The following is a 12,655-nucleotide window of genomic DNA, read 5'->3' as shown; positions in this document are numbered from 1 at the left end:
GGGCCTGGCCGGGGGATCCGAGTGATCCCCCGGCCGCCCCGGGACCGTTCAGACCATGATTGAGACTCGACCCCGAAAGAGGGATTGACGCACAGTGCTCGACGTCAACTTCTTCGACGAGCTGCGGATCGGCCTTGCCACCGCGGACGACATCCGAACCTGGTCGCACGGCGAGGTCAAGAAGCCGGAGACCATCAACTACCGCACCCTCAAGCCCGAGAAGGACGGACTCTTCTGCGAGAAGATCTTCGGTCCTACCCGGGACTGGGAGTGCTACTGCGGCAAGTACAAGCGTGTCCGCTTCAAGGGCATCATCTGTGAGCGTTGTGGCGTCGAAGTCACGCGCGCCAAGGTGCGCCGCGAGCGGATGGGCCACATCGAGCTTGCCGCTCCCGTCACCCACATCTGGTACTTCAAGGGCGTCCCGTCGCGCCTTGGCTACCTGCTGGACCTCGCGCCGAAGGACCTCGAGAAGGTCATCTACTTCGCCGCGTACATGATCACGTTCGTCGACGACGAGCGCCGTCAGCGCGACCTGCCGTCGCTGGAGGCCCACGTCTCCGTCGAGCGCCAGCAGATCGAGAACCGCCGTGACGCGGACCTCGAAGGCCGTGCCAAGAAGCTCGAGAGCGACCTGGCCGAGCTCGAGGCCGAGGGTGCGAAGGCCGACGTGCGCCGCAAGGTGCGCGAAGGTGCCGAGCGCGAGATGAAGCAGCTCCGCGACCGCGCCCAGCGCGAGATCGACCGCCTCGACGAGGTGTGGGCCCGCTTCAAGAACCTCAAGGTCCAGGACCTGGAGGGCGACGAGCTCCTGTACCGCGAGCTGCGTGACCGCTTCGGCACGTACTTCGACGGCTGCATGGGCGCCGCCGCGCTGCAGAAGCGTCTCGAGTCCTTCGACCTGGAGGAGGAGGCCGAGCGCCTCCGCGAGATCATCCGTACCGGCAAGGGCCAGAAGAAGACCCGTGCGCTCAAGCGCCTCAAGGTCGTCTCCGCGTTCCTGCAGACCAGCAACAAGCCCAAGGGCATGGTTCTGGACTGCGTCCCGGTCATCCCGCCGGACCTCCGTCCGATGGTGCAGCTCGACGGTGGCCGCTTCGCGACCTCCGACCTGAACGACCTGTACCGCCGTGTGATCAACCGCAACAACCGCCTGAAGCGCCTTCTCGACCTCGGTGCCCCCGAGATCATCGTGAACAACGAGAAGCGCATGCTCCAGGAGGCCGTCGACGCCCTCTTCGACAACGGTCGTCGTGGTCGCCCGGTGACCGGTCCCGGCAACCGTCCCCTGAAGTCCCTCAGCGACATGCTGAAGGGCAAGCAGGGTCGATTCCGTCAGAACCTTCTCGGCAAGCGCGTGGACTACTCCGCGCGTTCCGTGATCGTCGTCGGTCCCCAGCTGAAGCTGCACCAGTGTGGTCTGCCGAAGGCCATGGCGCTGGAGCTCTTCAAGCCGTTCGTGATGAAGCGCCTGGTCGACCTGAACCACGCGCAGAACATCAAGTCGGCGAAGCGCATGGTCGAGCGCGGCCGCACGGTCGTGTACGACGTGCTCGAAGAGGTCATCGCCGAGCACCCGGTTCTGCTGAACCGTGCGCCCACGCTGCACCGCCTCGGCATCCAGGCCTTCGAGCCCCAGCTGGTCGAAGGCAAGGCCATCCAGATCCACCCGCTCGTCTGCACCGCGTTCAACGCGGACTTCGACGGTGACCAGATGGCCGTGCACCTGCCGCTCTCCGCGGAGGCGCAGGCCGAGGCCCGCATCCTGATGCTGTCCTCGAACAACATCCTCAAGCCCGCCGACGGCCGTCCGGTCACGATGCCGACGCAGGACATGGTCCTGGGTCTGTTCTTCCTGACCACCGACGGTGAGCTCCGTGACACCAAGGGCGAGGGCCGCGCGTTCGGCTCCACGGCCGAGGCGACCATGGCGTTCGACAACGGCGAGCTGGCGCTCCAGTCGTCCGTCGACATCCGCTTCCCGGTGGGCACCATCCCGCCGCGCGGCTGGGTGGCGCCGGTCGCCGAGGAGGGCGAGCAGGAGTTCCAGCCGGGCGACAGCTTCCGTCTGAAGACCACCCTGGGCCGCGCGCTCTTCAACGAGCTGCTGCCCGAGGACTACCCGTTCGTCGACTACTCGGTGGGCAAGAAGCAGCTCTCCGAGATCGTCAACGACCTGGCGGAGCGCTACCCCAAGGTCATCGTGGCGGCGACGCTCGACAACCTGAAGGCGGCCGGCTTCCACTGGGCGACCCGTTCGGGCGTCACCGTGGCCATCTCCGACGTCGTCGTGCCCGAGGCCAAGAAGGCCATCGTCAAGGGCTACGAGGAGCAGGACGAGAAGGTCCAGAAGCAGTACGAGCGCGGTCTGATCACCAAGGACGAGCGCACGCAGGAGCTCATCGCGATCTGGACCAAGGCGACCAACGAGGTTGCCGAGGCGATGAACGCGAACTTCCCCAAGACGAACCCCATCTTCATGATGGTTGACTCGGGTGCCCGAGGAAACATGATGCAGATGCGACAGATCGCCGGTATGCGTGGTCTGGTGTCGAACGCGAAGAACGAGACCATCCCGCGTCCGATCAAGGCGTCCTTCCGTGAGGGCCTCACCGTTCTGGAGTACTTCATCTCCACGCACGGTGCCCGTAAGGGTCTCGCTGACACCGCCCTGCGTACCGCCGACTCGGGTTACCTGACCCGTCGTCTGGTGGACGTCTCGCAGGACGTGATCATCCGCGAGGAGGACTGCGGCACCGAGCGCGGCCTGAAGCTGAAGATCGCCGTTCGCGGCGAGGACGGCGTGCTGCGCAAGGCCGACGACGTCGAGACCTCGATCTACGCCCGCATGCTGGCCGAGGACGTCGTCATCGACGGCAAGGTCATCGCGCCGGCCAACGTCGACCTCGGTGACGTGCTCATCGACGCCCTGGTCGCCAACGGCGTCGAGGAGGTCAAGACCCGCTCGGTCCTGACCTGTGAGTCCGCGGTCGGCACCTGTGCCTTCTGCTACGGACGCTCGCTCGCCACCGGCAAGCTGGTCGACATCGGTGAGGCGGTCGGCATCATCGCCGCCCAGTCCATCGGTGAGCCCGGTACCCAGCTGACGATGCGTACCTTCCACACCGGTGGTGTGGCCGGTGACGACATCACGCAGGGTCTGCCGCGTGTCGTCGAGCTCTTCGAGGCCCGTACCCCGAAGGGTGTCGCCCCGATCTCCGAGGCCGCCGGCCGCGTGCGGATCGAGGAGACCGAGAAGACGAAGAAGATCGTCATCACGCCCGACGACGGCAGCGACGAGACGGCGTTCCCGATCTCGAAGCGCGCCAAGGTCATCGTGCACGAGGGCGACCACGTCGAGGTGGGCCAGAAGCTCACCATGGGTGCCACCAACCCGCACGACGTGCTGCGCATCCTCGGCCAGCGTGCCGTCCAGGTCCACCTGGTCGGCGAAGTCCAGAAGGTCTACAACTCGCAGGGCGTGTCGATCCACGACAAGCACATCGAGATCATCATCCGGCAGATGCTGCGCCGCGTGACGATCATCGAGTCCGGCGACGCGGAGCTCCTGCCGGGCGAGCTGGTCGAGCGGTCGAAGTTCGAGACCGAGAACCGTCGTGTGGTCACCGAGGGCGGTCACCCCGCCTCCGGCCGTCCGCAGCTGATGGGTATCACCAAGGCCTCGCTCGCAACCGAGTCGTGGCTGTCGGCGGCCTCCTTCCAGGAGACGACCAGGGTCCTGACGGACGCGGCGATCAACGCCAAGTCCGACTCCCTGATCGGCCTCAAGGAGAACGTCATCATCGGTAAGCTCATCCCGGCCGGTACGGGCCTCGCCCGCTACCGCAACATCCGGGTGGAGCCCACCGAGGAGGCGAAGGCCGCGATGTACTCGGCCGTCGGCTACGACGACATCGACTACTCGCCCTTCGGCACCGGCTCCGGCCAGGCTGTCCCGCTGGAGGACTACGACTACGGCCCCTACAACGGCTGAGTCGGATACAGGCAGTAACCGCAGGGCGGTCACCCGAGAGGGTGGCCGCCCTGAGGCGTTCCTACCGCCCGGTGGGCTGGAGGTACGGCTGGAGGTGGTGCAGCCGGGTCCGGTGGTCGGGGTGCGTGGACAGCAGCCGGGAGAGCGTGCCGGGCTCGGTGAACGGCTTCCCGGTCGCGGCGAGCACGGCCTGCTTCTCGTGCTCCTCCGCCGCCATCACCCCGTGCAGCATCTGGGCGAGCATCGGCGCGAAGCCGAGTACGGCGGCGTGTTCGTCGGCGCGGAGCTCGGCCTTCCGGCCCACGGCCGCCGTCAGGTAGGGCATCACGAGCAGGATCAGCGGGAGCCCGTACGTCGCGGTGATGGTCGCGAGGCTGATCACGGCGACGACGATGATCAGGACGCCGGCGGCCAGGTACGAGAAGAAGCTGGTGACGCTGATGAGGACGAGGGTCACCGCCCGGATCACCTGCCAGGCGATCCGGCCGGGCAGGGAGTACCACCAGCCCAGCAGGCCGGACCAGGCGTGGCCGCCGGTGTGGTGGCCCAGCTCGTGCGCGAGTACGGCGGCCAGCTGGGCCCGGGGCAGCTTGTCCAGGGCGTAGCGGGTGACGCCGACGATGTGGCCGGCGGCCGCGTACGCGTTGAGGTGTTCGCTGTCCTCGATCCACAGCTCGTAGCGGCTGCCGTCGACCCCGGCGCGGGCCGTGACCTCGCGCCAGACCGGGGTGAGCGCGGCCAGCTCGTGGGGGAGCGGGCGGTGCAGGCGCAGCAGGTGCCGGGCGAAGAAGTCCTCGCTGGGGCGGTGGAAGACGAGGGCGCCGGAGGCCACCCAGAGGAGGGTGGGGATCCAGTAGGGCAGGCCGGTCAGGGCCTCCAGGATGGTGGCGACCAGCAGCACCACGATCAGGCTCATGAGGAACCCGGGGACGTGCAGGGCGAGCTGCCCGAACGCGGTGGCGTCGGTGCCCCTTTGGTTGGCCTTGAGGTGGACGCGGGTGCCGGGGGCGATCTGGTACTCGAGGTCGTCGACCGGCCCCTGCGGGGGCGCTGCCGCGGGGTGGGCCTGCGGGTAGGCGTGGCCTTGCTGCGGGGCCTGCGGGGCCAGCGGGTAGGCGGGGGGCTGGGGCTGGGGCTGGGCCGCCGGGTAGGCCGGGGCTTGGGGCGCGGGCGGCTGGGGTGCCGGGTAGGCGGGGGCCTGGGGCGCGAACTGGGGGGACTGCGGGTAGGCCGGGGCCTGCGGGGACTGGGGGTACTGCGGGTACTGGGAGGGCTGCGGGTAGGTCGGCGGCTGCGGGTCCTGCGGTAACGGCGCGCTCTGCGGGTGGGGCGGGGGCTGCTGGGTCTGCGGGTACGCCGGGTACCGGGGAGGCTGCGGGGTCTGCGGGGTCTGCGGGTACTGGGGAGGCTGCGGGGTCTGCGGGGGCTGCCCGGGGGGACCCGGTGGGGTCTGGGGGTACTCGGGGTACTCCGGTTCGGGTGGCTGGTTCACGGTGATCCTTCGGTGTCTGGGGACGTCAGCCGATGAGCAGGGCGGTGGGGAGCAGGACCGCGCCCGCGCAGAAGGCGAGCAGGCCGGTCCTGATCCACTGATGCTTGCGGGCGGCGATCACGCTGTTCTCCGCGATCGCCGCCCTGAGCGAGGCGGCGGGGTCGCGGTCGGTGTCGGCGAGGGCCTCGGCGAGCCGCCCCTGGCGGACGGCCGACCGGATGTCGCCGAAGTACGAGAGCGGGGAGCCCGGCTGCCACTCGGCCGAGCCGTACCGGGGGAGCACCGCCAGCAGCAGGGCGGGCAGGGCCAGCGCGAGCGCGACGGCCCCCGTCCACCACACGGCCGCGGCCGCCGTGGAGAGGTCCCCGGGCCGCCAGCCCTTGCCGGCCAGCAGGCCGCTGACCACCCCGGCCGTCATGCCGAGGGCGGCGACCAGTACCGAGGCCTTGCTGTCCGCCCGGGCTATTTCGGCGCGCAGGTCGGCGAGGAGCCGGGTGGCGGCCTCGCCGCCGGGCGGGGGCGGAGGCGCGGTCGGGGTGGTCGTCACTGCTGCTCCGTCCCGTCAGCCCCGGGCTCGGTCCTGGACTCCGGCCCCGGCTCCGGTGCGGGCCCCTGGAAGGGCACCGCCCCGTAACCGGGCGGCGGCTCCCACTGCGCGAAGGTCGGCGGCGGCCCTGCGGGGGCGCCGGCGGGCTGGGCCGGTGCGGGCTGGCCGGGCGGCTGCGGGGGTGCGGCGTACGGGGCGTAGGGGGTGTGGCCGGGGTCGTACGGGGCCTGGGGAGCGGTCGGGCCCGGGGTGGGGGCTCCCGGGGGCTGGGTCGGGGCGGGCTGGCCGGGGGGCTGTGGGGACGCGGCGTACGGGGCCTGGGATGCGGGGGTTTCGGCGGGAGGGCCGTACGGGGTGTGGGGAATGGTCGGTCCCGGGGTGGGTTGGCCGGGGGGCTGGTGGGGCGCGGCGTACGGGGTCTGGGCGGGAGCGCCGTACGGGGGCTGGGGGGCGCCCGGGATGGCGGGGGTGGGCTGGGCTTCGTACGGAGGGGGCGGGTCGTGGGGGACGCCGGGGAGGCGCTGGTTGAGGATGTCGTTGACCGCTCGGAGGGCGAGTTGTTTGGGGCCCTCCAGCTCGTGGCGTTCGGCGCCGCCGTCGGTGAGGAGCTGGCCGACCAGCTGCATCTGGTCCCGGATCAGCTGGAGCTGGTCCTCCCGCATGGTCCGCATGACCAGCGCGGAGTCCTCGGGGTGCTGCGCCAGGTGCATGGCCCACGCGTGCACCCCGCCCTGCTGGAGGTGCCACTGGTAGAAGGCGATCTTCTCCGCCTCCACCCGCTGGAGCTCCGCCTGCTGGCGGCTCAGCTCGATGCGCTGCTGGTGCTGCCACTGCTGCTGCTGGAGGGCGAGTTCGTGCTGCGCGCCGCCGTAGGCCATGGCGCGGCCCGCTGTCAGCGCGTCCTGCTGCCGGGCGCGCTCGTCGAGCCGTACGTCGTAGGCCATGCCGAGCTCCTCGGTGAGGATGTTCTCGGTGCTGTCGTGCCGGATGGCCTGGAGGCGCAGCTGGTGGTCGATGTTCTCCTGGTCGCGGCGCAGCCGCACGGTCCAGGTGGTGTGGATGCCGTTCTCGGAGCCGAGCGGGGTGGCGGCGGGGAGGACCCGTAAGAGTTCGGCTTCGGCGTCGGCGCTCTGCGCGATGCCGAAGCCGCGGGCCACCGGCCGGGCGGTCCGCTCCAGTTCGCCGAGCAGCAGCCGCGGGACGTCGCGGTGGCCGCCCGCCACGAAGCGGGCCGGGTCCTCGACACGCCAGTTGATCTCCACGGCCACCGTGAACTCGTAGGCGTCGTTGTCGCTGGGGAGCCGTATGTCGGCGGCGACGTGGTGGACGCGCATGTCGACCTCGTACGCCGCCGTGTATCCGCGGGTGTTGCCGGGGCGGTCGGGCGGGAGGAAGGCGACGTACCCGCCCTTGGTCGTGGCGAAGACGAGCGCGTGGTCGACGCGGGACTGGAGCTTGCGGAACACCTCGAAGCGCCCGCCGAGCTGCTGCACGCTGATCACCGGGTCGATCAGCTGCGTGTGCCGGCCGGCGGGCTGCTCCCACTGGACGAATCTGCGGGGATCGGACATGACGCGGGTTCTCCTCGGTTCAGTGGTGCGGCAGAACGGTCAGCAGGCGTGCGGCGACGGCGGGTACCTCGCCGTGCAGCCGGGAGCGCAGCAGGTGGGCCAGTCGGCTGCGTTCGTTGTCGGTGGCGACCAGGGCGGGGAGCAGGGCGGCGAGCGCCCATTCGGTGTCGCGGTCGCGGTCGGCGGCCGCCACCCAGCCGTGCAGCAGGTCGAGGGCGGGCTGGTTGCCGGGGCCGTCGAGGGCGGCCCGCCACAGGGTGGCGATGCCCCGGGAGGAGGAGGGCCGGTCGGTGGCGGCCCGCGCGTACCAGGCCAGGACCAGCGGGCGGCCGTACGGTTCGTCGTCCTCGGTGTGCGCGCAGGCGCGCAGGAAGCCGTCGAGGGTCAGGTCGCGGACGGCGCCCAGGTCCTCGGGCAGGGTGCGCAGCAGTTCGTCGAGGACGGCGTCGCGGGCGTCGGAGAGCAGCATCAGTTCGACGGACTGGGCGAGTTCGCCGCGCATGGCCGGATCGTCGCCGCCGGGTGCGCGGACGGCCGAGCGCAGGGCGGTGATCGTCTCCACGGGCCGTTCGTCGCCGATCAGGCCGTGGACGCGGATCGCGGCCCAGCGCAGGTGCGGGGGCCCGCCGGTGTCGGCGCACCAGCGGTCGATGATCCGCGGGATGTTCGGGGTGCCGACGAAGTGGGCGAGCGCGAGGGCGTTGACTGCGCCGATGCGCAGCCACGGGCGGTCGGAGCGGGCCCAGTCCTCGATGACCAGGGCCATCGCGGAGGGCAGGTCGTGCAGGGCGAGGAGGGCGGCGGTGGAGGCGGCCCGGGTGCGTACGAAGGACCGTCCGTCGGCGGCGAGCAGTTTCAGCCAGCCGACCAGGGCGGGCCGGGCGGAGGGGTGTCCGGTCCACACCTCGCGGAGCAGGACGGCGGCGGCGCGGTCGTCCGCGAACCGGGCCATGGACTGGGTGACCGGGCCCCACTCGGTCTGCTCCTCCTGCGGGTAGCGGACGGCGCGGGCCAGCTGGAGGCGCTTGGCGGGGTTGGTGCCGAAGACGGGGACCGCGGGCGGCCGGTCCGGGTCCTCGGTGTGCTGCAGGAGCCCGAACAGGAGGTCGCTGAGCTCCGCGGTGAGGGCGTACGGGCCCCGGTGGAAGGCGGCGAGGGCCACGAGGAAGGCCTTGTCGCGCAGGTCCAGGGTGCCGTCGCCGTCCTCGAACCAGTCCTGGATCTGGAGTTCCAGGGCGCCCTGGGAGAAGTACTCGACCTCCGTGGGGTCACCGCCGTGCCGGGAGTAGCGGCCCAGGGCGATCGCGAACCGGGCGGCCTCCCGCAGCTGGTGGTGGTGGCCCAGGAAGGTGGTGACGGCGGGCAGGGACAGCAGCCGGTCCACCTCGGCGCCGTCGGTCACCACAGCGGAGAGGGAGGAGTGCAGGACGGCCTCGATGGCGGGGGGCTGCCACGGCCGGCCGTCGATGCCGTCGAGGTGGGCGTACGGGTCGGCGGTGATGACCAGGAGGCCGTGCTCGCCGAGCTCGTCGCGGGCGGCCAGCAGGTCCGTGTCGCGCAGCGGCCGGCCGCGTTCGGTGATCGGGTCGAGCAGGACGTATCCGCGGGCCGTCTCGCCCGTGAGCCGGCCGGCGAGCCGGTCGGGGGAGGTGCCGCGGTCCAGGGCGTGGACGGACGCGACGCCCAGGCGGTGCAGCAGCATGAGGGCGGCGGTACGGCGGCCCGTGAAGCGGGGTCCGGTCAGGACGAGGACGCGCTCCTTGCGGAGCCGGCCGAGCAGGTCCTCGAAGTTGCTGCCGGTGTCGACGAACACCTCGTCGAGGTGGGTGAGGGTGGCCCGGGGGATCTCGCCCGCGGCGTGCGTGGTGCCGGGGCCGCCGGCGTGGAAGTTGAAGGTGTTGCCCTGGAAGGCGCCGCCGCTGATGCCGTGGGTGGAGCCGCCCGCGAAGGTGCCGCCGGAGACGCCGCCGCGCATGGTCTCGGGGATGCCGCGCAGCAGGTCGCGGCGGGCGTCGTAGGCGTTCTGGGGCGAGGGCTCCTCGGAGGCGCCCGCGGCCGCGGCGGCCGGCGCGGCGGGGGTCTCCGGCTGGTCCTGGCCGTCGGGGTGCTCGGGGGCGTGCGCGGTATCCGTTCGCGGCGGCGACGGTCACCTTGGTCCAGCCGTGCAGGACCAGCAGGATGTGCGAGGAGGGTTCGTGCTGGTGGATCAGCGGGTCGCGCGGCGCGAACTCCATGGTGCGGCCGAGCGCGCGTAACGCGGTGCTGTCCTCCTGCTCCAGCCGGGCCAGGAAGGGGACGCGGTCGTCCAGCCCTCCGTCGCCGGGGAGGTTCTCCAAAGGCATGCGGTCCCCCAGATCCGTCCGGGCGGTCAATGTAGCGACCGGGGGCGGGGCGCTGCCCGGGAACCGCAGGATTGACCACGGACGATCACCCAGCGTGCGGCGGGCCTGGGCGGAAAGTGGCCGGAAACCGTACGGAAGGCCGGGCGGGACACGCCCTACCGGGCCGGGGCCTTGCGGGCTGAGACCCTACCGGGCCGGGTTCGCGCGGCGGCGGTGCAGGCGGCCCGCGATCGTGACGGAGGCCAGGGTCAGCAGGGCGAGGGCGCCGCCGGCCAGGCCGGGGGTCAGGCCCTTCGGGGTGAAGGTGCAGGAGAGCTTCGTGGTGCCCGCGGGGAGGTCCAGGGAGACCAGCCCGTGGAAGTCGCGGATCGGGGCCGAGCACTGCCAGCCGGGGACGTTCGTCATCGCCAGGACGGCGGTGCCGCTGCTGCCCTGGGGGAGGGTCGCCGTGATCGTGTGGCCGCCCGTGTCGACCCCGGTCGCTCCGGTGGTGGTGAGCCGGCTGACGGTCCGGTCGAGGGCCGCGCGGTTCAGGCAGCCCAGGGGGTGGGAGCCGGCCGTGGCGTCCTTGGTCTTCGTGTCCACCGTGATGCCGAGCTTGCCGGAGGCGGGGACCGGGCCGAGGGGGATGACCCCGGTCATCTGGTCTTCCAGGGTCTTCCCGGTGCCGTTGGCGGTGAGGGTGCCGTAGAGGTCGGGGGAGTACCAGAAGGCCTCGGAGCCGGGGGTGCACTGGGCTTCGTACGTCTGGGTCTGCGGGCTGCCGCCGCGGGTGACCTCGGGGACCTGGTAGACGGTGGCGCCGAGGACGTTCTCCTGGCGGGCGAAGACGCTGTCCGCCGGATTGGGTGAGGCGTAGGGGGCGGTGCGCACCGTGACCAGCGGGGGAGCGGGGAAGGTGGAGCCCGTCCAGGAGTTCGGGGCGGTCCCGGGGCGGACGCGGGCGCCGATGGAGAAGATCGCGTCGAGCACCGGGTTGTCGGCGCCGAAGAAGGTCCGGCCGTCGTTCTTGAAGCCGTAGCCGAGGGGTTCGAGGGCCTGGTACGTGGCCTCGGGGAGGTAGCTGCTGTAGTACTGCGGGCCCTCCGCCCGGAGGGCGAGGGCGTCGTTGTACGAGGTCTGCGGCGCGCCCGAGTCGGTCCGGTAGGCGGGCCACCCGTCCACGTCGCGGACGGCGTCGAAGTGGTTGTTGATCGACTCGTTCGAGGTGGCGACGGGCTTCGCCCAGCGCTCGCGGGCGCGGCGGGAGTCCGCGTTGACGGCGGCCGCCGCGGACTCGGCGAAGACCACGCCGACCATCAGGACTGCGGCCACCGGGACCAGGTGGCGGCGCTTCTCGCCGAGCGCGAGCAGCACCAGGGCCAGGAGGGAGACCGCGCCGCCGCCCAGGACGGCGGGCCAGGTCCAGCCGCCGAAGTCGTCGGTGCGGCGCAGCACGAAGGCGGCCAGCACCAGCAGGGCGGCGACCAGGGCCAGGTGCAGGGGGCGCGGCCGGTTGGCCAGGGCCAGCCAGGCGACGATCACCACCATGCCGCTGAAGACGAAGGCCTCGCGGTACGGGTTGCCGTTCGGGACGGCCAGGCCGTGCCACGCGTACTGGGTGGGCGGGAACTGGAACGAGACGAGTACGAGGACCGTCGCCGCCGCCCAGACCAGGCGGGTCTTCATCGCGATGCGCGTGTTCAGGAGGAAGGAGCCGGCCAGGATCAGGCCGAGCGAGGCGATGTACAGGCGGGGCCGGCCGCCCCACAGGTGGGTCGCCGGGAGCATGCCGGAGAGGAAGATCTCGATCCGGACCGGGTCGAAGGCGCCGGCCTTGGTGGGCTGCGCGGAGCCGCTGGAGAGGAACGACGGGAGCAGGAGCGGGAGGGTGAGCAGGATGCCCGTCGCCGCGGCGGTTGCGGCCCGCCACAGGGCGCGCAGTCGCTGGGCTCCCGTCATGTCGCGGGTGATCAGGCGGATGGCCAGCAGGACGCAGGCGGCCATCGTCGCCATCATCGCGGTGTAGAAGTTCCCGAACCAGGCGAGCCCGACGAGCAGGGCTACGCCCGGCCAGCGGCGCTCCTCCAGGCACCACTCGACGGCGATGCCGAGCATGGGCAGCGCCACCAGGCCCCACAGCCACATCGGGATGTAGGAGGCGTCGCTGAGCGCCCACCCGCACAGGCCGTACGTGGCTCCGAGCACGCCCCGCTGCCACCACGGGCCGGGCTGCAGTTTGCCGAGGTAGACCGCCATCAGGGCGGCGGCGGTGCCCATCGTCAGCGGCGTCATCGCGAAGACGGCCAGGTCGACGTGGGCCCGGGGGACGAGGACGGTCAGCCAGGAGAAGGGGTTGCCGAGGTACGTGTAGTAGTCGGACAGGAACTGCTGGCCGAAGCCGCCCCGCCAGGTGAAGAGCACGTCACCGGCGGCCTGGCCGTGGACCAGGTCCCACAGCGCCCGGTGGAAGGGGATGTACTGGTTGGCCTGGTCGTTGATGGCCCGGCCGGTGTTGCCGAAGGGGAACGTGCCGCGTGCCACCCAGGCCGTGCAGAACGCGGCCGAGGTGATGAGGAAGGCGAGCAGGGGCCCGTAGAGCCGGGCGGTGCGGCGGCGGGAGGGCCGGGTCGGGCCGGGGGGAGGAGAGTCGACTGTGGTCGGCTCCGGTGCCACGGTCCCCAATGTCCTGCTCCCTGCTGCTCGACGTGCTCGACGTGCTCGAAGGCA

6 protein-coding genes and 1 pseudogene are annotated in these 12,655 nt (G+C 71.7%); 1 reads left to right on the top strand and 6 read right to left on the bottom strand.

The features are described from left to right. Positions 1–94 precede the first annotated feature (94 nt). Complete coding sequence (locus AB0O21_RS29385; RefSeq protein WP_365175879.1) at positions 95–3,994, top strand: DNA-directed RNA polymerase subunit beta'; 3,900 nt, start codon at positions 95–97, stop codon at positions 3,992–3,994. Positions 3,995–4,055: 61 nt separating this feature from the next. Here AB0O21_RS29385 and AB0O21_RS29380 read toward each other — a convergent pair whose 3' ends face one another. The 6 genes and pseudogenes from AB0O21_RS29380 to AB0O21_RS29355 form a co-directional block, all read right to left on the bottom strand. Then, positions 4,056–5,486: a M48 family metalloprotease gene (locus AB0O21_RS29380; RefSeq protein ID WP_365175878.1), complete on the bottom strand. Its 1,431-nt coding sequence runs from the start codon at positions 5,484–5,486 to the stop codon at positions 4,056–4,058. A 25-nt stretch (positions 5,487–5,511) separates the two neighbouring features. Continuing rightward, positions 5,512–6,033, bottom strand: a complete 522-nt coding sequence (locus AB0O21_RS29375) for a Pycsar system effector family protein (protein ID WP_365175877.1) — start codon at positions 6,031–6,033, stop codon at positions 5,512–5,514. Further along, entirely contained in the window at positions 6,030–7,604 is a 1,575-nt protein-coding gene (locus AB0O21_RS29370; RefSeq protein ID WP_365175876.1) for a hypothetical protein, read from the bottom strand. Before AB0O21_RS29370 ends, AB0O21_RS29375 begins: the two co-directional genes overlap by 4 nt. A 19-nt stretch (positions 7,605–7,623) precedes the next feature. Continuing rightward, entirely contained in the window at positions 7,624–9,579 is a 1,956-nt protein-coding gene (locus AB0O21_RS29365; RefSeq protein WP_365175875.1) for a hypothetical protein, read from the bottom strand. 142 nt (positions 9,580–9,721) lie between these two features. Further along, positions 9,722–9,946, bottom strand: a pseudogene (locus AB0O21_RS29360) (Crp/Fnr family transcriptional regulator); the annotation flags it as partial. Positions 9,947–10,132: 186 nt separating this feature from the next. Beyond that, positions 10,133–12,601, bottom strand: a complete 2,469-nt coding sequence (locus AB0O21_RS29355; protein WP_365175874.1) for a YfhO family protein — start codon at positions 12,599–12,601, stop codon at positions 10,133–10,135. Positions 12,602–12,655 lie beyond the last annotated feature (54 nt).

This window comes from Streptomyces sp. NPDC091371 (genome assembly GCF_040684275.1).
Classification (GTDB): domain Bacteria; phylum Actinomycetota; class Actinomycetes; order Streptomycetales; family Streptomycetaceae; genus Streptomyces.
The sequence above is the reverse complement of the archived record's forward strand: the minus strand, read 5'-3'. Positions and strand labels throughout refer to the sequence as shown.

What these genes read in the sequence shown, in the direction of transcription:
- AB0O21_RS29370 (WP_365175876.1), bottom strand. Translation starts at nt 7,604, where the DNA reads ATGTCCGATCCCCGCAGATTCGTCCAGTGGGAGCAGCCCGCCGGCCGG.
- AB0O21_RS29365 (WP_365175875.1), bottom strand. Translation starts at nt 9,579, where the DNA reads ATGCGCGGCGGCGTCTCCGGCGGCACCTTCGCGGGCGGCTCCACCCAC.